The following is a 21,185-nucleotide window of genomic DNA, read 5'->3' as shown; positions in this document are numbered from 1 at the left end:
TGCCTGTATGGCTTTCTATTTCCAAACTTGTTACGGTCCGCCGTGCAGCACTACATGATTGCCATTGCCATAAAGTAAATAACAGGTGCTGTGAAAATCACGCTGTCAAATCGATCCAGGATACCGCCGTGTCCCGGGATCAGTTTTCCGTAATCTTTAATATCGTGGTCTCGTTTGATCGCTGACGCTGCCAGATCTCCGATCATGGAGATCATGCCTCCCACGAAACAGATCAGTGCAAATTCGGCCGGACTGACCGTCGTGCCGCCCCATCTGTTGATGGCGAGTGCGTAAAGTGCTCCGAGAAGTGCGGCTCCCGCAAGACCGCCGACCGCGCCCTCGATGGATTTCTTCGGGCTCAGCTTCGGAGCCATTTTGTGCTTTCCAATCAGTACTCCGACACAGTAGGCACAGGTGTCACATCCCCAGGAGCAGAGGAACACGAGTCCCACGAGGAACAGTCCGTCTTCCAGATTTCTCGTCTGGTAAATGAAGGACAGCATAACTGCCACATAGAGGATCCCGAAGTATACCATCGTAACCTGATCTGATTTGAATTTCGGAAATGAAAATACATAGACTGCCATCACAACGACCAGTGCGGCGATGAATACCATAACCTGAAGCTGGAAATTACCGGAAGCTGCAAGGAGCACCACGTAGTAGGCGATCGCAGCCAGATATCCTGCGATTCCAAGCGGATTCTTCTCACATTTGACGACCTGATAGAGTTCTCTGAGTCCGATCAGGCTGACCAGAGCCAGTGTAGTCCATAACACATATCCTCCGCTATAAATGGTCAGAAATGCGATGATGACCAGTACAATTCCGCTGAGAAGTCTTGTCTTAAACATCTTCTTCCTCCTTTATCTTACCGTAACGTCTGTCTCTGTTATTATATTGCATAATAGCCTTTTCTAATTCTTCTTTTGTGAAATCCGGCCACGGAACGTCGGTGAAATAGAATTCGGTATAAGCCAGCTGCCATAACAGATAATTGGATAATCTGAGTTCGCCGCTGGTCCGGATCAGCAGATCCGGGTCCGGAATTCCGTGGGTGTCCAGATAGCTTTCAAATACTTCTTCGGTCACTTCATCGGAAGTAATCTTTCCTGCCTCACAGTCTTTCATCATTTTCCGCATGGCACGGACCATCTCGTCGCGGCTGCCGTAGTTGATCGCAATCTGAAAATTCAGCCCGTCGTTATTCTTCGATGCCTCTTCCAGTTCTTCGATCCGGGTACGGATATCGTCATCCAGACGGGTCTTGTCTCCGATCACCCGTACCTTCATGCGGTTCTTCTCCGCCGTTTTCAGACAGGTCTTCATATAATTGCGAAGCAGTGTCATCAGTGCGTCCACTTCACTTTGCGGACGGTTCCAGTTCTCTGTGGAAAATGCATAGACGGTCAGATATTTGACTCCCATCTTATATGCCACTTCACAGATCTTCTCTACATTCTTACTCCCCTGAGCATGACCGTAATTTCTCGGCATCCCTTTCGACTTCGCCCAGCGGCCGTTGCCATCCAGGATAATTGCGATATGCTGTGGTACGTTCATACTTTTTCCTCCCGTGCATTCCAGATAAAATTCCGTCCTATGCACTTTCTATAAAACAGAATAAAGGGGCTGCAGGTTTCTTTGCTGCCCCTCCTCTTTCTATCACAACTTGTTATACAGTCATAACTTCCTTGGATTTCGCTTCTACAGATTTATCAACTTCCTTGATATATTTATCGGTCAGTTTCTGCAGATCTTCTTCCATATCCTTGATCTCATCCTCTGAAACTTCGGTGCCTTTTAATTTCTTAAATGCATCGTTGCCGTCGCGGCGGATATTGCGGACTGCCACTTTAGCTGCCTCACCTTTCTTCTTAACATCCTTCACGAGTTCTTTTCTTCGTTCCTCGGTCAGTTCCGGAAATACCAGGCGAATCACACTGCCGTCGTTTGTCGGGTTGATTCCGATGTCTGACATCTGGATTGCCTTCTCAATTTCACGGATCAGCTTCTTCTCCCATGGCTGAATCTGGATCAAACGTGCTTCCGGTACGGAGATGTTCGCTACCTGCTGAATCGGAGTCGGTGTTCCGTAATAATCAACCGTCAGTTTATTCAAAATATTCGGATTCGCTCTTCCTGCACGGATTGATGCAAGCTCTCCATCCAGATTCTTCAGTGTCTTCTGCATCTTCTCCTCGTATACTTTACATCTTTCATTCATGGTTTCTTCCTCCTCTAATTCAAGCGTCCTATACCGTAACTTTCGTGCCGGTAAAGTGTCCGCTCATAGTCTCAACAATACTATTTTCTTCGTTCAGTCCGAATACCAGCATCGGCATCTTATTCTCAAGACACATAATGGATGCGGTCAGATCCACTGCCATCAGCTTCTTATCGATGATCTCCTGAATGGAAATCTCATCGTACTTCTTCGCCTCTGGGTTTACCTTCGGATCACTGTCATAGATTCCGTCAATTGCCTTTGCAAGGAGCATCGCATCCGCTTCGATCTCGATTGCTCTTAATACTGCTCCTGTATCCGTTGAAAAATACGGATGTCCCGTTCCTCCTGCGAAGAAAACAACCTTTCCTTCGTTCAGTGCTTCTACTGCGGCATCCTTGGAAAATAAAGTGGTAAATGCACCGCAGACGAACGGGGTAAATACTTCTGTCTTCATACCCACATGACGGAAAATATCGGATACATAGATACAGTTCATGACCGTTGCCAACATACCAATCTGGTCTGCCTTCGTTCTGTCGATCGTCTCGCTGGTTCTTCCTCTCCAGAAGTTACCTCCTCCGGTCACGATCGCCACCTGAATGCCCTGGTCCACAATCTTCTTCACCTGCTCGGCAACCCCGATACATGTTGCTTCGTCAAACCCTGTCTTCTTATCACCTGCAAGCGCTTCTCCGCTTAATTTTAAAAGTACTCTCTTCATCTGTCTTCTTGCTCCTGTCTTTTCAGTTTGCATATAGCTCGCACTATGTAAATAGTATATCATACCTGTTTTTAAAATGGAAGTTCTATTTCTTTCCTGGTTCTCTTTCCAGTCACCGATTCATCCTTACGGCTGAACTGTTTTTCTTTCCGGAAGCTGTGCAAGTATGATCGCGGCAAACATCAGCACGCATCCGCAGATTTCTCGCATGCTCATCACCTGTCCGAGTACCGCCCATCCGGCCAGCACGGAGAACACGGATTCAAGACTCAGGATCAGGGAAGCCACCGTCGGGTCCGCATCTTTCTGGGCCACGATCTGAAGTGTATAGGCAACTCCACTGGACATCACACCTGCATAAAGCAGCGGAACCGCAGCCGCAAAAATGGCGGACAGTGATGGCTTTTCAAAGAGAAACATCGGGATCGCGGAGAGAATTCCCGTAATCCAGAACTGGATGCAGGACATACGCACGCCGTCCACCAGCGGTGAGAAATGATCGATCACTAGGATATGGATGGAAAATACAATGGCACATAGAAGTACCAGAAAATCACCTTTGCTGATAGAAAGTTTCTCGGTCATGCAGAGCAGGTACAGTCCCACGACTGAGATTGCCACGCTGATCCACACCTTCACTCCTACTTTTTTCTTCAGGAAAATTCCAAAGATCGGCACCAGCACGATGTATAATGCGGTGATAAAACCTGCCTTTCCGACGGTCGTGTATTTCACACCAAACTGCTGCAGATTGGATGCCACACACAACGCAATCCCACAGCAAATTCCTCCTATGAGAAGGGTCTTCTTCTCTTTTTCTGACATCGTGCGCTTTTCCGTTACCCCTTCTTCTTTCATTTTCAAACGATCCAGAAACCAGATGCACGGAATCAGCACGATTCCTCCCAGGATCGACCGCACGCAGCTGAACGTGAATGGCCCGATGTAATTCATCCCCACGCTCTGCGCCACGAACGCGACGCCCCAGATAAATGCCGTCAGAAACAGCATTGTAATATTTTTCAAACTCATTTTCTTCATGATTAGTTACCTTGTGTATCCTTTAGATTCTATTTTTTCCCGTAACGATCCAGTTACTCTTTTTCTTTATACTCAATGATATTCTTATTCTTCAGCTCGTGATCATAGAGTTTGTTTTCATCTTTGATGATGATCGTTCCCGCACCTGCAACGCTGAAAAATTCCAGAAGAAGCACATGGCGGATCCTGCCGTCCAGCATATGTACCCGGTTAACTCCCTGTTCTGTCGCAAGCAATGCAAAGTCCAGAATTTTCCTGAGTCCCTCCGGGAAATTTCTTTCTTTTTCCAGCGAACGCACTGCCGGCACGGTAAGGCGCGGATAGACCTCCTTGCGGCTTTCATCTATATAGATTCCGGGATATTTAGAAAGATAGATCAGCTTATCTGCCCCAAGCCGGACTGCAATTTCCAATGCCGTCTCCTTCGGGTCAATATACTCGGATTCATTATCAATATCATTCGGAACGATGACCGGAATGTAATCGTTATCCAGAATCATATGTAACGTCTGCACGTCGATTCCGCAAACGCCGATTGCCTTCACTCCACAGAGTTCCAAGAGCTTTGCGATCCGCTTGTTCTCACGGAACTTGTCCATTCCCATTCGCGTGTCATGCACAACGACCGGATACATGCCTACGCTTTTAAGAAGAACGATGTCCTTCATCAACTGCTGTTCTTCCATCCCGCTCAGCCACTCGCTGCAGCCGTATTCGATCACGATAATTTTCTGGCTGAAATCGCGGATATACGGAAGCGCATCGATCAGAATCGCCGCCTTCTTCTCCACTTCTTCTAAGTATTTATCCATTTGTGACACCTCACTTTTATTCTTTAAATTTCACAATCAGGACTATCATATCATAAACTCTTCCCATACACAAAGAATTTCTTATTTCATATTTCCTTATCTCAGAATTTCTCAACTCATGTTTTCTTTTCTCAGATCTTCATATCGCACGCCAGAAACAATTCGTCTACAGCCTTCTCATAAATCTCCACCTTCTGTGCCTTTTTTATTTTTTTCAGATATTTACCGGAATCCGGAAACATTTCTCCCATGTATGCCCAGAGTTCTTTCATTTTAAATAGAACCGGCGTATCCCCGGAGTTCACTTCTATATATTCTTTCAAAAGGCGGTCGTGAAACTCATGAATTCTTTCTTTTTCCGGAGCCCCTTTACCTTTTATCATTCCGATCAGTCCGGGATTCCTTAAAATCCCCCGCCCCATCATAAGCATTTCCGTCCGCGGAAATCGTTCTTTCCATTTTGCATAATCTTCAACCGTAAAAATATCGCCGTTATAACAAAGCCGGTTTGCGCTCTCTTCTGTCGCTTTTTCGAAAGCTTCCAGATTCGGAGTATTCTTATAATAATCCTGTTGGAGCCTCGGATGAACGATCAGTTCTTCCATTGGAAAACGATTGTAGATCCGAAGCAGTTCATCAAACTCTTCCTCATCCCATTTTCCGATCCTGGTCTTGACGGAAATCCTCATATCCAGCGCTTCAAATATTTCATCCAGGAAGCGTTCCAGGTCATCCGTTTTGATCAGGAAACCCGATCCGCGGTATCGGGATACCACTGTTTTGGACGGACAACCCAGATTAAGATTCACTTCCTGATATCCGAATTCCTCCTCCAGTTTCTGCGCACAAAAAATAAACTCTTCCGACCGATTCGTCAGAATCTGCGGAACAGTATACATTCCTTTATTATGCTCCGGCAAAATATCATTCAGCTCCCTGGAACTGAATTTCCCTTTCTGATTCGGTGTCAGAAAGGGAATGAAGTATTTGTCAGCCGGTTCGAACAATTCATGGTATGTTCTCCGGTAAATGTATCCCGTGATTCCTTCCAGTGGTGCCATATAGTATTTCATATGGTGTCCTCACTTTCCACCCCAACGATAAACAATTTCTCCCCCTCCACACGAAACTTCACATTCATCCCCGCGTAAGCCATTCCATAGATCCGCTCCGGATCATTCTGATAAGATGGCCGCGGATCCTGTTCAAGAATCTGAAAAAGCACCTTTCTATCTTCTTCTCCGATTCCATCCAACACTCCATTTTCATCACACACGGAAAGAGCATAGTCCTGCACTTTCCCGGCGAATCCGCTTTTCGCTTCCGGATGGCTGTCCACATATGGCAAATAAGGCTTGATATCGTAAATCGGCGTCCCGTCAAGCAGATCGGCTCCGGTCACATAAAGAACAGGACCTTCCTTTTCTGTTACTTCAATTCGATCAAGTTTCACACTGGAAAGCCCGAGGGGATTCGGGCGAAAAGGTGATCTGGTCGCAAAGACTCCCATCCGGCAGTTTCCTCCGAGCCGCGGTGGACGTACGGTAGGACTCCATTCTTCCCGTTTTCCTTCGGAGAATTCCCATATCAGCCAAAGATATGAATAGTCTTCCAGCCCCCGGACCGCCTCTTCTCTTCGGTATTCTTCTTCTAAAACAATTCTTCCGCGCGTGTCCGCCAAATTACTCTGCCTCGGAATCCCGAATTTCTCTGGAAAATCCGTATGGATCACGGCTATTTTCTTCAATTCCATTTCACACCTATCCCTCCCATTCCCATTTCTATTTCTATTCCTTCTCCTCCCGCTCCTCTTTCATGCGCCGGAAATAGGAACTCATCTCATCCGCCATGCCCGACAGCCGGTTCAGAAGTTTCGAGAAGTCGGTCAGCATCTCATCGTCTTTATAATAAGGATAGACAATGTCATGGTCGATCTCGCTCCAGCCTTCCTCGAAGAGCGTTCTTCCCTGAATTTCTACATAATAGCCTTTATATTTCACAATATAGTGGAGTGAACGGTAAATCCCGTCTGCCCGGATCTCGATCAGATTCCGGTCATAAATCTTTGTGTCTCCGGAACGCTTATAGACTTTCGGGCGTTCCGCGATATAATAATGATTGATGTCGTCATCAAAATCCTCAATTCGATTTTCAACATACTGCTCCGGTTTATTTTCAAACACACTGGTCAAATAATTGTGGAAATACACCCAATCTTCCCGGTACAGGAAAAACACCCGAATCCCAATCAGATCTGTAATAAACTTGTGGTAGTTCGTCCGGTCCAGGCGGGAGAATTTCCCCATGTTTTCTCTCCGTTTCCGGATGATCTTCTCCAGAAGATGCCCCGGCTCCTTGGTACGGTATCGGTATGAATGGATTCCCGCTTTTTCAATATCATATAAATAATCGTCCACAAAATCTTTGCCGATATCGCGCAAATGTCCCTCGATTCCCTGATAATCCTCGTAGATCGCAGTCAGCTCTTCCCATGAAATCTGCGCTTCCCGGAACTCCTCCTCGGACAGATTATATGTTTCCAAAAATTCTTTTTTATCTATCATTTATCGCTCCTTAAGGACGTTCCTTTTGCCACGAGGAGCGCCCTTTGCTCTTTTTCTGTTGGTTTTATTATACAAAGAAAGCAGTTTTTTGTAAACTGTTGTATTCGCAATGCCAAAAGCTTAAATTTTTTTCAAGATAAAAGGCACAACATTTTCATGCTATGCCCTGTCTTTCCGTTTCTTTATTTCGTTCTTTAATAGGTTGATCCCCATAATCAATGAAAGTACTAATGTAATCGGTGAAATCAGAATATTCACCAGCAACTGCCCCGCCTTTTTTAACCAATCCCGCATATTCCACCTCTTCTTTCGCATCCTCCATTATAAACGCTGAAATTAATTATAAAATTTAAAATGCGAATGTCAATGGACTTTAGGGTTTTTTAATATTATGACCAAATTCTTTAGACTTTCCAGCATTTTACAGTGCCTTTTTATTGAATCCGGTCACTGCTGCGATGGTCTGAATCAGGATCAGAAACGTAATCACAATGAGTGATGCCTGGTAATCTTTGATTTCTGCAGATTTCGTTAAAACATTCGTAACCCCGAGAAGTTCGGTGGGAAGATATTTGCTGATGCCGTGATACATTCCCAGAAGATAGGAAATGAGGAAAACGCCACCTGTCATTCCCAGTACAGCCGTGTTTGTCCGGGCAAGTACGGAACTGAGGAAGATCAGGCTTACCAGCCACACACCTAAAATATAGAAGCAACCTGCAGCAAACAGCGGATGTTCGATCTTGCTTTGATCCCAGAAATACTGGTTATATCCAAATGTGATCCCGTACATCAGCCAAAAGAAAACTGTCCAGACTATGAGAACCATGATTTTTTTTGCGGCGAGTATTTTCCATCTGGAAATTCCTTTTGTCACCATGCCGATCAGCGTTCCGCTCTGATATTCAGACGTGAGGATTCCTGCAAACATCAGGAGAAATACGATCAGCGCCATGGGTGCATTTTTGTAAAATTGTGTCCATGAAGTCATAGCATCCACTTCCACCGCGGTCACTACAAGCCCGGTTTCCGCCATACTATCTGCCATACTTTCCATCATCCAGGGTGTCAGTTTGGCGATGGCCGGATTCATGATTCCGAACAAAACCGAGATCAGCAGAAGAATAACCGCTTTCCCGCTCCGGAATAGTCCGAGAAATTCTTTCTTTATAAATGCTGTAAATGCGCTCATTTCCCGATCACCTCCATAAATAATGCTTCCAGAGACGGTTCTTTCTGCTCGATGCGCTGGATCGGAATATCCCGTTCTGCGAGGGTGTGCAGCGCTCTTAGCATATCCCGTCTGTCACAGTCCGGAAAATCCAGTTGCATATTTCCTGCCGGCACACCTCCCGAAAAATATCCGGAAAATGCCTCCAGATCCTCTTTCCTGTGAAATTCAATCTCGAAACCGGCGCCTTTGTGCATCGCATGAATGTCGTCCATGGTTCCCTGCAGCGCAATTTCTCCATGATGAAGCAGCGCAATCTGATCGCAGATCCGCTCCACATCAGACAAGATATGCGTGGAAAACAAAACAGTCGTGCTCTCTCTGACGGCAGACAGGATGTCCAGTATTTCCTTGCGCCCCAGTGGGTCCAGAGCAGAGGTCGGCTCATCGCAGATCAAGAGCTTCGGTTTTCCAAGCAGTGCCTGTGCAATCCCAAGCCTTTGCTTCATCCCTCTTGAAAATCCGTGTATCCTTTTATCAGCTTTCGTCAGTCCGACCATCTCCAGCAGTTCATCCGCTCTTTTGTCCGCTTCTTTCCGGGTGATCCCGGACACTTCAGCGCAGAGCCTCAAATATTCTCGCGGAGTCATAAATCCATAATATTCCGGGACATCCGGCAGATAGCCGACATACCGGTTGGTTCGTGTCTGCCCGTAGCACACCGCCTCTCCCTCCACCAGAATTTCTCCGCCGTCCATCCGCAGCAGACCCAGAATCATTTTCATAGTCGTCGTTTTACCGGCCCCATTCTCGCCGATAAACCCGAACACCGAATGCTCCGGGACCCGGAAACTCAGATCGCGAATGATCTCCTGGCTACCAAATGATTTTTTCACGTGCGAAACTGTCAGTGTATCCATCTAACTCTCCTCTTTTCCCAGAAGGAAATACAGCACCGGACCGATAAATTCCATTCCGATAATGGTTACGACAAGCCAGATCGCCCGATTTCCTCTTTTATAGTTCTTGTGTGTAAGAATATGGTAAATGGTGTAGCCCAGAAGTCCGAACTGGACAATCACAAGCGGTATAAGAAACGGTAGCATTTCATTTAGATTATTCATAATGGTTCTCCTTCCTTGTTTGGATGTTATTCTTCTTTCAATATTCGGATAGTATTTCGAAAAATTTCCTGTTCCCTGATTTCGTCAAACGCAGGATGCATAAGCCCCTGAACTGCGCTGTCGCGGATCGTTTTCTTATCTCTGGGCGCTCTTCCTCCCAGATCGAAGCTGTCATACCATTTGGAAATGGTGTCAAAATAATCATCTCCGTGCCGCTCCAGGTTCTCTTCTTTCAACATCCAGTCGATGACCGTTCCATACAGTCTGACTCTTTCCAGCGCTTCTTCCGTATGATGATGCATGGTATACACCATAGCGGCCTCCAGATGAAAGAGTGCGGCAGAGTTCGGAACCAGACGTTCTACAGCAAAGAGTTTGCAGATTTCATCCGTTCTTCGTATGATCTCACTGCAAAGCTCCATCTCTTCTTTCTGAATATCCAGATATAACGTCGCCCCGTCAATCAGTAACATAAGATGAGTGAACATACTGACCTGTGTACGCCGGATCGCCTTCTCTTTCTCTCCGGCCATCTGATAAGCCTGTATCAGCAAAGAATCCGCCGTCCTTTCCATCCGCTGTGTCTGATCCAATTCTTCCAACTGCTCGATCACTTCATTTACCCTTCCCTGCATCAGCCGAATGACGGCACGAATCATGACCGTTTCATTACAGATTCGTATGTCTTTGCAGTCATCCAGTATATGACCGCACAACTGATCCGCTTTTTTCAAAATCTCCTGACCCCGCTTTTCATCACCGGCCAGCATAAAATGGTTCAGCCACAAAAGGCAGATCTGATATAAAAAAGAATAACAGGAATAGTATTTCCGTACCAGTTCTTCACTCTCCTTTATCACATCTTCAAATGGTCTGGATGCAAATTCTCCCGCCAGACGGTAGTACTGCTTCTGGATCTGTTCTTTACTTAACTGCGGAGAATAGCCCAGAAGTTCATCTACCGTCACGTTAAAAAAGGACGCCAGCTGCGGAAGAATCAAAATATCCGGCAGACTCTGCCTGGTCTCCCATTTGGAAACCGATGCCTTGGTCACCCCGATAAAATCCGCCAGTTCTTCCTGTGTAACCTTCTTCTCCCGCCGAAGCCTGGTCAGATTATCGGCAAACTGTAAGGTGTTCAATATATTTTCCCTCCTTTAGTCCGGTTTGTTTAATATCATTTTATTGGAAAATGCTATGAGAAACAATGGAGGCTTACGATACTTTGCGATTTTTTATCAACTGCCACGATACTTTTTTCAAATTCAGAGCTTTGGAATCGAGGAAATGGAGCTAAGCTGGCTCCAAATGCTATTAAATGGTTAACAAATGGCCCCAAACTCACCACACAAAAAAAGACTGCAATACCTTGATTGAATCAAAATCATCAAAGTATCACAGCCTGATTATACTTATTTAAGTTGCAATGAATTAACCGATTTGTATACGACTACATATTCTACCGTCTGTTCTTCATTTCAATCATGTCGCCAAATACCGGTGTCGGCATGCCGAAACCTCCGGATACATCCACGATCTGTCCCGTTGTGTATGCTGCATCGTCACTTGCGAAATACAGTACCGTTCCTGCAATTTCTTCCGGTTTACCCATTCTGCGGATCGGTGTATGCTTCAGGAAAAATTCCTGGAATTCCGGTGTCAGATTTCCGGATACAGCTTCGGTTGCCGTCATTCCCGGAAGCACTGCGTTGCAGCGGATATTGTCTCTTGCACACTGTGTTGCAATCAGCTTGGTCAGATAGTTGATTGCTGCTTTGCTGGTTCCGTATGCAATCTGGGAAATATCCGGGCGGATGCCACCTACAGAAGAAATATTGATGATACTTCCGCCGCCATTTGCTGCCATATGTGGGATCACTGCCTGTGCACTGAGGAACACGCTTGCAAGATTCATATCGATTGTACGAATATACTCGTCATATTCAGTAGACTTAATGTCAAGATCCTTCTTCGGATTGGATGTTCCGAAGTTATTTACCAGAATATCAATCTTGCCCTCATTCTTGATCACTTCCTCCACCATGGATGCATATGTTTCCTTCTTGGAAGCATCATTATAAACAGTCTTAACATTGCAGCCTTCCTTGTTCAGCTCGTCCGCACGCTCAGCAGCCCTCTCCATATTTCTTGCGCCGATATAAACGACTGCGCCCTCGCGTGCCAGACGCTGTGCACATGCCAGTCCGATACCTCTTGTCGCTGCAGTTACGATTGCTACTTTTCCATCTAATCTCATATCTATTCTAATCTCCTTTCCGATTGCTGTTATGTAATTCAACAGCGTTGTACACTATGATACCACAATTTAAGGAAAAATAAATATCTTTTTTGTGTATTATATATTTTTTTATGTTATTATTTTGTCATTATTGTGTATATTTTAACATTTTGATAATCTTGTAACATACACGTCTTTATATGTTCCTTTATTAATTTGATACATTATAGAGTTTATGAAGGATGAATTGTTCAATAACAGAATGTTTCATAATCATTATATATCGGGTACTTGTTACGTGCTATTTACACGATATCATTGTTCCCCTTTTAAATGCCATAATTCTTCAAGATAGGTCTCTTTTTTATAAAATGACATTTTTTCTCAATACCGATTGACAATCTTTTCACCACATGATAAAATCACAACTGTTGTGAGGGAGTAGCGAGCGCAAATCCTTTGTGTAGCAAGTCAACATACTGGCCGTCTGGCCTGGCTTGTTTTAAATTGCGAGACTCATGTGTAACTGTGAAGCTATACATGGAGTCTGTTTTTTTGTCCTGACACCAGGTATGGTTTTCACCGTATCTGGTTTTTTTATGACCGTTTTTATTCATTTTTTAATTAACATTTTCACATTTTATTATTACCAATGCGCAGTCATTATATTACGGAGGAATCATGTATGGTGCTTGGATTTGTATTCTTTTTTAACAGTATTCTGCTGGGAGTCGGACTTGCCATGGATGCATTTTCTGTCTCTCTTGCCAATGGATTGAACGAACCTTGTATGAAACCCAGAAAAATGTGCCGGATTGCCGGTGTTTTCGCGATTTTTCAGGCAGTTATGCCGATGATTGGATGGATTTGTGTTCATACGATCGTGGAATATTTTCAGTCTTTTGAGAAATTCATCCCGTGGATCGCACTCATCCTTCTTGGATATATCGGGGGATCGATGCTGCATGAGGGACTTACCAGTAAAGAAGAACCTTGCGAGAAACCGGGTGTGGGATTTGCCGCGCTGATGATTCAGGGAATTGCAACTTCTATCGACGCACTTTCCGTTGGATTCACGATTGCGGATTATGATCTTCTTTCTGCTGCGATTTGTGCATTCATCATCGCAGTTGTTACTTTTATCATTTGTATGGGAGGGCTGGTAATCGGGAAAGGTGCCGGAACGAAGCTTTCCGGGAAAGCAACCATTCTTGGCGGTGTCATCCTGATTTTCATCGGACTTGAGATTTTCATTACCGGAGTCTTCTAAATACAATATCGTTTGCAATAGTTCACCAGAGAGAACAGATACGTTCCCTCCGGTTTTACTTTACTCCTATTCGTCCAAAAGCTCTGAATGTTCATACGCAATTTGTTATGGAATTGTTATGAAATATCAGAATTTGCCGCCGCCACCGCCGTGTGTTGAACCGGAAGAGCTGGCGTGGGTGCTGCTTCCGCCGGAACTGCTGCTTTGCCGTTCAATTTTTCGAGTCGTCACAAACCGGTTGACAAGCCGGTCTTTCTGCAGGGACAGTGAAAAGCTGCCCGGAACCTCATAGTCTCTGGCCTCCGGTTTTCTGCGCACCGTCTTAAGTGCTGATTTTTTCGCACTTGCCATGATAAGCGCAATGATGAATCCGACAACAAACGATCCGAAAATCCAGAAGATCGGCATGGATCTGCGCGGCATATTTCCCACGTCATAAGGCTCTTCTTCATAGGCCTGGGTCAGAAATTTATCGCAGAGTGACGCATATTCTATAAACGCTGTCTCATAATCGCCATCACTGAGATACGGCACAAATTCATCGGATATGTATTCGATCCCCGCGTCGGTAAATGCTGTAATTCCAAAGCCGCAGGTACTGATCCAGTAGTCACGATCTTCCATGCTGACGAGAAGCAGGATTCCGTCACGGTCCTCGCCATATCCGTATCCGTTATAGTCATAGTAGTCATCCGCATACTCCATGGCACTCTTGCCTTCCAATGTATCCGTCGTGACTACGACCACATCACACCTCTGCCGTTCGCTGATCTCTTCCAGTAATTCTGTTAATTTGCTCTCTTCATCGTCATCTAAAAGGTCAGCATGATCCGCCACAAGCGGTGCCTCCCTCAGATACGCTCCCTCGGCTGATGCCGGAAGAACCGCAGACATTGCCAAAAGAATCGTAATTATAACTGCCAAAAATCGTTTCTTCATTTGTCCACCCCTCCCATCACAGCATGAAAATCCACATCAAAACACTGATGATCACTCCGAAGATCACACTTCGGGTCGCCACATAACGCCAGTAGGCTTTTTTATCCATCGGGAGATCACCCACCATCTTGCCGGTCTGTCCGTTCATAGCGAAGGTGTATTTCTTTCCTTCCCATGTTGTATTAAGGATCCATACCGGATACAATGCATATAAATATTTTGCATTGTAAATATTGACATTGCTTCCTGTCGTCGTAATCATCTGATATCCGGTTACAGTATTTCCAAAAACAGTTTCCGCACTGCTCGTGATTCGTTCTTTCGCACGCTCCAAACATTCTTCCATATCCACATCGTAGCGGTCTGCCACAAATCCCGCCAGATATGCCGGGGTAAATGGTACCGCCTCGGAGAAATCAAATGGCTCAATGGATTCCATCAGTGTATCATCCATTTTCTCGGAACCGTCCGCCGGAATCCGTTCGAACCGGACCGAGCCGCCGCGCTCTACCAAATAATGTTCATGTTCCGTATATTCGGTGTCGCCGTTCTCCCAGACACGGAGATTTCTCGCATCATACATAAAATGGGACTTGGTATCAGCATCAAACAGCCAGAACGGAACGTATACGCCCTTGATCTCATCAATATGGTTCTCATCCTTAAATACCTTCGGAAGGAACGGCTTGCCTTTCAGATGGCTGTAATATGCCGCCTTTGCAGCTTTCTTATCTTTCTTAAACGGAATGACATAATCCGGCTTCTGATCACCGGTAAATTGTCCCTTCATGACAACTCGGTTCCCGCAATACGGACAGGTGGTCGCTCCCGTTGTCTCTTCTGCAATGATCTCACCGCCGCAGGACTCACATACATAGACCCGCATTCCATCGGTCTCACCTTCTGCCCACTGATTGTCGTTGGCCGCCTGCCAGTCTACTTTGTCCTGACTTCCACTTTGATTCTCGCTATATACCCCATCTGAAGCTGTCTGCTGTTTGTTTTCCTGCATTTTCTGAAATTCTTCCACCGCGATTTCGGTATCGCAGTAGGGGCACTTCATCTTCTGCGACTTACTGTCGAATTCCATGGCACCGCCGCAGGCCGGGCATTTGTATTCCATCATATCAGACATAGTTCTCATCTCCTTTCACGCGGCATCTCCGGGAGGATCTGCCGGACGTCTTTTGCTTTATGACGTTTCCTATATATTCAGTTTACCACCAGTTTTTGCATTAAGCAATTTCTAATCACGGAAACACTTTGAAACCTTTTTACAACAAAACACCCGCCCCTTAAACGGGACGGGTATCTTGTTTTAGAGAGGGATATATCATATGCAATTCGTACATATGTAATTAGTACATATCCGGTGACGGCTGTGCTGCCGGAGCCGGTTCCTTAATGTCTGCTACTGCTGCTTCTGTTGTAAGAAGGGTTGCTGCTACACTAACCGCATTGGCAAGTGCATTCTTGGTTACTTTGACAGGATCAATGATTCCTGCTTCCATCATATCTACATAGGTTTCGTGAACCGCATCGAATCCGATTCCTACTTCACTTTCTTTCACTTTATTGATCACAACTGCACCTTCCAGTCCGGCATTGTCAACGATCGCATAGAGTGGCGCTTCCAGAGCTTTTGCAATGATTTCTGCTCCGGTCTTCTCATCACCGGTCAGTGTTGCCGCAAATTCATCCACTTTCTTCTGTGCATGAATGTATGCGGAACCGCCTCCGAAAATAACTCCTTCTGCTACCGCTGCCCTTGTGGCATTCATGGCATCTTCCATACGATATTTTGCTTCTTTCATCTCGGTTTCTGTTGCCGCTCCGACACGGATCACTGCAACACCGCCGCCCATTTTTGCGATACGATCCATCAGTTTCTCTTTATCGAAATCGGATGTAGTCTCTGCCATCCGTCTCTTCAGATTTTCGATTCTAGCTTCTACATCTGTTTTATTTCCGGCGCCGTCTACGATCGTTGTATTTTCTTTTGTTACCTTTACAGATTTTGCACGGCCTAACATATCCATTGTTGCGTCCTTAAGCTGGATTCCGATGTCTTCCATGATAACCTGTCCGCCGGTAAGCGCCGCGATATCCTGCAGCATTTCTTTCCGGTTATCACCATAACCAGGAGCTTTCACAGCAACCACTTTAAGTGTTCCTCTGAGACGGTTTACGATCAATGTCGTAAGGGCTTCTCCTTCTACATCTTCTGCAAGAATCAAGAGCTCTCTTCCTTCTCTCATAATATTTTCAAGAATCGGAAGGATATCCTGAATATTGGAAATCTTACGGTCTGTCATCAGGATGTAAGGATTTTCCATATTGCAGACCATCTTTTCCTTGTCGTCACACATATATCCGGAAAGGTATCCGTTATCAAACTGCATACCTTCTACTACATCGATGTCCGTCTGCATTGTTTTGGATTCTTCGATGGTGATCACACCGTTCTCACCGACTTTTTCCATTGCATCTGCAATCATTTCACCGACTTCTTCATTTCCTGCGGAAATGGCGGCAACTTTTGCAATGTGTTCTTTGCCGGTTACCGGGCGGCTCATTTCTTCCAGAACAGAGACAGCCACGTCGGAAGCTTTCTTCATTCCTTTTCTAAGGATGACCGGGTTAGCTCCTGCTGCGATATTTTTCATTCCCTGATTCACCAAAGCCTGAGCGAGAACTGTTGCGGTCGTAGTTCCGTCTCCTGCGATATCGTTCGTCTTGGTAGCAACTTCTTTGACCAGCTGTGCTCCCATGTTCTCATAACGATCTTCCAGTTCAATCTCCTTCGCAATAGTAACACCGTCATTCGTAATCAGTGGTGTACCGTAGGACTGATCCAGAACCACATTCCTTCCTTTTGGTCCAAGTGTTACTTTTACGGTGTCTGCCAGTTTATTGACACCTGTCTCCATTTTCTTTCTTGCATCAATGTCATATGTAATATCCTTTGCCATGATTTATTCCTTCTTTCTTACTTTCTCAAATTCAATCTGATTTTATTCTTTTCTTATTCAACGATTGCAATGATATCATTCTGTGATACGATCACATATTCTTCGTCGTCCACCTTGATCTCGGTTCCCGCATACTGGGTACAGATGACTCTGTCTCCTTCCTTGACCTGCATCTCTTTTCCGTCTGTCCCGGGGCCGACTGCAATGACAACTGCTGTCTGTGGTTTTTCCTTGGCACTGTCTGGCAGGATGATTCCAGATTGTGTCTTCTCTTCTGCTTCCTGATGTTTCAAAACAACTCTGTTTCCTAATGGTTTTAATCTCATAAAAAATAACCTGCCTTCCTTTTTGTTAGCACTCTTTTGCGTTGAGTGCTTAGATTGTTTCCAAAAATATATTACTTCTTTTTCGAAGTAATATATTTTATTTTTAAACTATTTATTTTTGAATTATTATAGCACTTAATTATTGTTTGTCAACAGAGTTTATAGATTTTTTATAACTTAAATTTCATGTAACTAACGAATAAAATTCGTAGCCTGCTTTGCTTCTTTCTCCGGCAGACCATACTTTTCTTTTCCGAGTGCAATAGATTTCATAAGGAAGCTCATGTTGCGTGCCAGTGTCCTCATGCTCTGGAGTCCTTCTGCATCTCCTGCTGCTTCTCCCGGCAGGCGTCCGTGAATGCTGTTCCAGTACTGACCGGATGCTACCGGCATTCCGCTGATCGTGAAATACTTATTCAGCTCATCAAATGTGGAGGAGAGCCCTCCTCTTCTGGCTGCCACGACACTGGCTCCTACTTTCATGGTCTTGTCGAACGGAGTGCTGTAGAACAGACGATCCAGGAACGAGATCAGGGTCCCGTTGGCAGACGCATAATAAACAGGGCTTCCGATCACAAGTCCGTCACACTCTGCAAACTTCGGTGCAATTTCGTTAACACAGTCATCAAATACACATTTTCCTAATTTGGAACATCCGCCGCAGGCTGCACAGCCGCGGATGGCCTGATTTCCGACCTGCACGATCTCCGCTTCGATGCCCTCCTGCTCAAACACATGTTTCATCTCGTTTAATGCGATAAATGTATTTCCTTCTTTGCGCGGGCTTCCATTGATCAATAACACTTTCATTTTGTATTTCCTCCTTTATGATTATTGTTTTTTAACATACGGTTCATTAAATCCATTATATCAGTTTTCAGAACGATTTGGCTATGTAAGATTTTCATTTCTTTGCATCCACAGGTACACCACAACACAGATCACAACCGACACCAGGGATCCGGTCGCTGTTGCCAGCCCCATCGGGAGCAACGTATTCGGGAAATACCTGGATGCCAGATAGGCAAGCGGAACCCGGGCACATACGATCGAGATCGAATTGTGCAGGAACGAAAAGGATGAACGTCCATATGCGCAGAAATATCCGCTGAAACAGAAATGAATTCCGGCAAATACGCAGTCCCACACATAGCCGTGCATATATTCGCTGCCGAGACGGATTACCTCGGTATCTGTTGCAAATAGTCCTACAAACCATCCCGCGGCAAACTGCATGACAACCACTGTGGCAAGTCCAAAGGAAACACACATCGTGATGGCATACCACAATGTCTTCTTCGCGCGGTCATGTTTTCCGGCACCGATATTCTGTGCCGCCAGTGCCGAAACGGTTGACAGCATGGAAGATGGAACCAGGAACAAAAAGCCAATGATCTTCTCCACAATTCCCACCGCAGCCGCATCATTTAACCCTCGCTGATTCACGATGATCGTTATAATGATGAAAGAAATCTGTATGAAACCGTCCTGCAGCGCAACCGGAATTCCTATCTTAAGCAATTGTTCCATGATCAGTTTCTTCGGACGAAAATAAGATTTCTTCATCACAATACCGCTCTGCCGCTTTCGAATGATACACAGGAATACGATCACACTGATCGTCTGGGAAATCGTCGTTCCAAGTGCAGCTCCCGCCGGTCCCAGTTCCAGACCACCGATGAACAGATAATCCAGAATGATATTTGCCACACAGGCGACTGCCACAAAGCACATCGGGCTTCTGGAATCCCCCATCCCGCGGAAAATGGAACTGATGATATTATAGGCTGTGATGAACGGGATCCCGATAAAGCAGATGGTAAGATAGAGGATCGTCCCCTGCACCGCTTCTTCCGGCGTGGACATCACCGCAACAATCGAGCGGACCAAAAGAAGCAGGATGACGGTGAGTGTCACCGATACTCCCATGAAGAGCGTGATCGTATTTCCGATCGCCATTGACGCCTCCTCTCTCTTCCCGGCCCCGACCGCTTTACCGATCATGACCGTGGAGCCCATGGCAAGACCTACGATCATGACTGTGATCATATGCATGACCTGGCTTCCGATGGACACCGCCGTTGTGCTGGCCACACCGTTATATTGACCTATGATAAATAAATCTGCCATTCCATACAGTGTCTGTAAAAAATAAGATAACAGGAAGGGCAGTGAAAAAGATAAGATCGTTTTAAATACGCTTCCGTTTGTCAAGTTCTTTTCCATTTCGGACACCTCACATTCGTAATCATACAAAACGATTATAAACGCTTTGATACCATTTGTGAACTGCGTATTTTAGCTTTCTTCCGTTCCTTATTGCCAGACTGTTGCAATTAACTTTGGTTTACAGTCTTTTCCTAAATTCTTCTTTTTGGTATAATTAGTCTGTTCAGAATAAGTTATAGGAGACATTTTTTATGAATCAGAATTATAAATTTACCATAGCCTACGACGGGACCCGCTATTCGGGCTGGCAGAGTCAGGGCAATACCGATGCAACGATCCAGAGAAAGCTGGAAGCCGTGCTTTCCAGAATGACCGGCTCGTCCGTGGAAGTAACGGGTGCAGGCCGTACCGATGCCGGTGTGCACGCAAAAGAAATGACCGCAAATGCTGTATTGGACACGGATCTATCGACTGCGCAGATTCGGAAATACATGAATCAGTATTTGCCCGCCGACATCAGTATACTGGAAGTCCATGAAGCATCACCGCGCTTCCACAGCCGCTACATGGCTGTCGGGAAAACATATGAATACACCTGCTATGCCGGACCTGCCAAGCCGGTATTTGACCGGAACTATGTCTATATACTCGACCGGAATCCGGATATTCGAAGCATGCAGAAGGCTGCCGCATATCTGACCGGTCAGCATAATTTCAAAAGCTTTTGTGGAAATCCCAGATTTAAAAAATCAACCGTTCGCACGGTTGATTCTATTCAGATCGTCCAGAAAGGACCTTATATTATATTTACTTACCACGGCGACGGATTCCTCCAGAACATGGTCCGCATTCTGACCGGAACCCTTCTGGAAGTGGGTTTCGGAATGCGACAGCCGGAAAACATGAACGACGTGCTGGATGCCGCCAGCCGCAAAGCAGCCGGATTTATGGCACCGGCCTGCGGACTATGCCTGGTTAAAGTGGATTATCAGTAGATTGCCGCTTTGGAGCAAGTACGCCGAATCGTATTTGAATTTATTATCTTTCCTGCCCGGTGACCTGCTCCCAGGCTTCCTCATCGAATTCTCTGTCCTTGAAATAGAGTTTTCTGTCCGCTTCGGTGATCTTTCGGATGACTCTGCACGGGTTCCCGGCCGCAACGGACCAATCCGGAATGTCTTTCGTGACCACGCTTCCCGCTCCGATCACGACATTATCCCCGATTGTGACACCCGGACAAATCACGGAATTTCCGCCGATCCAGACATTATTTCCGATGTTCACCTCAATCCCGTATTCGTATGCCGTATTTCTGGTATCCGGATGGATTGGGTGCCCGGCAGTATAGATCGCCACATTCGAAGCCATCATGCAATTGTCTCCGATCTTAACCTCTGTTCGATAGTTTTTTAAACCTCACTGCACGTGAGCAAAAAGCGTTAGAAAATTCCTGGGCAAAAGTTTTCGCTGAAGAAGTGTTCCCTAAAATTGATGAAAAACCTTTTGCTGTTTTATATAGTGATAAAGCTTCACGGCCAAACACTCCTGTTAACGTAATCATCGGAGCATGCATCATCAAAGAATTGTTTGATTACTCTGACGATGAG

Annotated in this window: 23 protein-coding genes and 1 pseudogene; 2 read left to right on the top strand and 22 right to left on the bottom strand. The window is 45.5% G+C overall.

Translation table 11 applies throughout. The features are described 5' to 3' along the window. Positions 1–50 precede the first annotated feature (50 nt). From ACTNBF_RS11665 to hdhA, 15 genes are all read right to left on the bottom strand, one after another. Positions 51–854 carry a phosphatidate cytidylyltransferase gene (locus tag ACTNBF_RS11665; protein ID WP_427807088.1) on the bottom strand — a complete coding sequence of 268 codons (804 nt, stop codon included), beginning with the start codon at positions 852–854 and terminating at the stop codon, positions 51–53. Continuing rightward, a complete protein-coding gene (locus tag ACTNBF_RS11660) occupies positions 847–1,563 on the bottom strand; it encodes an isoprenyl transferase (RefSeq protein WP_427819763.1) in 717 nt (238 codons plus the stop codon). The genes ACTNBF_RS11665 and ACTNBF_RS11660 overlap by 8 nt, the downstream gene beginning before the upstream one ends. Before the next feature lie 112 nt (positions 1,564–1,675). Continuing rightward, complete coding sequence (gene frr, locus ACTNBF_RS11655; protein ID WP_427807090.1) at positions 1,676–2,227, bottom strand: ribosome recycling factor; 552 nt, start codon at positions 2,225–2,227, stop codon at positions 1,676–1,678. A 28-nt stretch (positions 2,228–2,255) separates the two neighbouring features. Further along, the gene (gene pyrH / locus ACTNBF_RS11650) at positions 2,256–2,951 is read right to left on the bottom strand and encodes a UMP kinase (protein ID WP_427807091.1); all 696 of its coding nucleotides are present in this window, start codon (positions 2,949–2,951) and stop codon (positions 2,256–2,258) included. Positions 2,952–3,077: 126 nt separating this feature from the next. After that, positions 3,078–3,992 carry a DMT family transporter gene (locus ACTNBF_RS11645; protein WP_427807092.1) on the bottom strand — a complete coding sequence of 305 codons (915 nt, stop codon included), beginning with the start codon at positions 3,990–3,992 and terminating at the stop codon, positions 3,078–3,080. Between the two features lie 53 nt (positions 3,993–4,045). Then, positions 4,046–4,804 (bottom strand): amino acid kinase family protein, encoded by a 759-nt coding sequence (locus ACTNBF_RS11640; protein ID WP_427819761.1) that lies wholly within the window; start codon positions 4,802–4,804, stop codon positions 4,046–4,048. Positions 4,805–4,935: 131 nt separating this feature from the next. Continuing rightward, entirely contained in the window at positions 4,936–5,877 is a 942-nt protein-coding gene (locus ACTNBF_RS11635) for a tRNA dihydrouridine synthase (protein WP_427819760.1), read from the bottom strand. Beyond that, on the bottom strand, positions 5,874–6,557 hold the full coding sequence (gene tsaA, locus ACTNBF_RS11630) for a tRNA (N6-threonylcarbamoyladenosine(37)-N6)-methyltransferase TrmO (protein WP_427819759.1): 684 nt from the start codon (positions 6,555–6,557) through the stop codon (positions 5,874–5,876). Before tsaA ends, ACTNBF_RS11635 begins: the two co-directional genes overlap by 4 nt. Positions 6,558–6,591: 34 nt before the next feature. Next, positions 6,592–7,368, bottom strand: coding sequence for a GTP pyrophosphokinase (locus ACTNBF_RS11625; protein WP_427807097.1), 777 nt, complete (start codon positions 7,366–7,368; stop codon positions 6,592–6,594). A 154-nt stretch (positions 7,369–7,522) separates the two neighbouring features. Further along, positions 7,523–7,690 (bottom strand): hypothetical protein, encoded by a 168-nt coding sequence (locus ACTNBF_RS11620; RefSeq protein ID WP_427807098.1) that lies wholly within the window; start codon positions 7,688–7,690, stop codon positions 7,523–7,525. 99 nt (positions 7,691–7,789) lie between these two features. Beyond that, complete coding sequence (locus ACTNBF_RS11615; RefSeq protein ID WP_427807099.1) at positions 7,790–8,560, bottom strand: ABC transporter permease; 771 nt, start codon at positions 8,558–8,560, stop codon at positions 7,790–7,792. Then, the gene (locus ACTNBF_RS11610; RefSeq protein WP_441024828.1) at positions 8,557–9,459 is read right to left on the bottom strand and encodes an ATP-binding cassette domain-containing protein; all 903 of its coding nucleotides are present in this window, start codon (positions 9,457–9,459) and stop codon (positions 8,557–8,559) included. Before ACTNBF_RS11610 ends, ACTNBF_RS11615 begins: the two co-directional genes overlap by 4 nt. Next, positions 9,460–9,663, bottom strand: coding sequence for a PLDc N-terminal domain-containing protein (locus ACTNBF_RS11605; RefSeq protein ID WP_441017345.1), 204 nt, complete (start codon positions 9,661–9,663; stop codon positions 9,460–9,462). Positions 9,664–9,689: 26 nt separating this feature from the next. Then, on the bottom strand, positions 9,690–10,805 hold the full coding sequence (locus ACTNBF_RS11600; RefSeq protein WP_441089312.1) for a helix-turn-helix domain-containing protein: 1,116 nt from the start codon (positions 10,803–10,805) through the stop codon (positions 9,690–9,692). Positions 10,806–11,122: 317 nt separating this feature from the next. Beyond that, complete coding sequence (gene hdhA / locus ACTNBF_RS11595) at positions 11,123–11,920, bottom strand: 7alpha-hydroxysteroid dehydrogenase (protein WP_427807101.1); 798 nt, start codon at positions 11,918–11,920, stop codon at positions 11,123–11,125. A 667-nt stretch (positions 11,921–12,587) separates the two neighbouring features. Here hdhA and ACTNBF_RS11590 point away from each other — a divergent pair. Beyond that, the gene (locus tag ACTNBF_RS11590) at positions 12,588–13,172 is read left to right on the top strand and encodes a manganese efflux pump MntP (protein ID WP_441024824.1); all 585 of its coding nucleotides are present in this window, start codon (positions 12,588–12,590) and stop codon (positions 13,170–13,172) included. Positions 13,173–13,298: 126 nt separating this feature from the next. On the opposite strand, the gene ACTNBF_RS11585 is transcribed toward ACTNBF_RS11590, so the two are convergent. The 6 genes from ACTNBF_RS11585 to ACTNBF_RS11560 all read right to left on the bottom strand — a co-directional run bounded on the left by ACTNBF_RS11585 (position 13,299) and on the right by ACTNBF_RS11560 (position 19,635). Next, a complete protein-coding gene (locus tag ACTNBF_RS11585) occupies positions 13,299–14,111 on the bottom strand; it encodes a TPM domain-containing protein (protein ID WP_441089311.1) in 813 nt (270 codons plus the stop codon). Between the two features lie 16 nt (positions 14,112–14,127). Then, positions 14,128–15,246 (bottom strand): hypothetical protein, encoded by a 1,119-nt coding sequence (locus tag ACTNBF_RS11580; protein WP_441024823.1) that lies wholly within the window; start codon positions 15,244–15,246, stop codon positions 14,128–14,130. Between the two features lie 223 nt (positions 15,247–15,469). Next, a complete protein-coding gene (groL, locus tag ACTNBF_RS11575; protein WP_441089310.1) occupies positions 15,470–17,083 on the bottom strand; it encodes a chaperonin GroEL in 1,614 nt (537 codons plus the stop codon). A gap of 53 nt (positions 17,084–17,136) precedes the next feature. Continuing rightward, the gene (locus tag ACTNBF_RS11570) at positions 17,137–17,409 is read right to left on the bottom strand and encodes a co-chaperone GroES (protein WP_427807107.1); all 273 of its coding nucleotides are present in this window, start codon (positions 17,407–17,409) and stop codon (positions 17,137–17,139) included. Between the two features lie 192 nt (positions 17,410–17,601). Further along, positions 17,602–18,219: a flavodoxin family protein gene (locus ACTNBF_RS11565; protein ID WP_427807108.1), complete on the bottom strand. Its 618-nt coding sequence runs from the start codon at positions 18,217–18,219 to the stop codon at positions 17,602–17,604. 81 nt (positions 18,220–18,300) lie between these two features. Then, positions 18,301–19,635: an MATE family efflux transporter gene (locus ACTNBF_RS11560; RefSeq protein ID WP_441089309.1), complete on the bottom strand. Its 1,335-nt coding sequence runs from the start codon at positions 19,633–19,635 to the stop codon at positions 18,301–18,303. Positions 19,636–19,829: 194 nt separating this feature from the next. On the opposite strand from ACTNBF_RS11560, the gene truA reads away from it, so the two are divergent. Further along, positions 19,830–20,573 carry a tRNA pseudouridine(38-40) synthase TruA gene (truA, locus tag ACTNBF_RS11555; protein ID WP_441024814.1) on the top strand — a complete coding sequence of 248 codons (744 nt, stop codon included), beginning with the start codon at positions 19,830–19,832 and terminating at the stop codon, positions 20,571–20,573. A 43-nt stretch (positions 20,574–20,616) separates the two neighbouring features. Here the strand turns inward: truA and ACTNBF_RS11550 are convergent. Next, a pseudogene (locus ACTNBF_RS11550) lies at positions 20,617–20,973 on the bottom strand (DapH/DapD/GlmU-related protein); the annotation flags it as partial. Between the last annotated feature and the right edge of the window lie 212 nt (positions 20,974–21,185).

Origin of the sequence: Bariatricus sp. HCP28S3_A4, from assembly GCF_052066395.1 — a bacterium.
In the GTDB taxonomy this organism is placed as follows: Bacteria; Bacillota; Clostridia; order Lachnospirales; family Lachnospiraceae; genus Allocoprococcus.
This window is presented reverse-complemented; position numbering and strand designations above follow the sequence as displayed.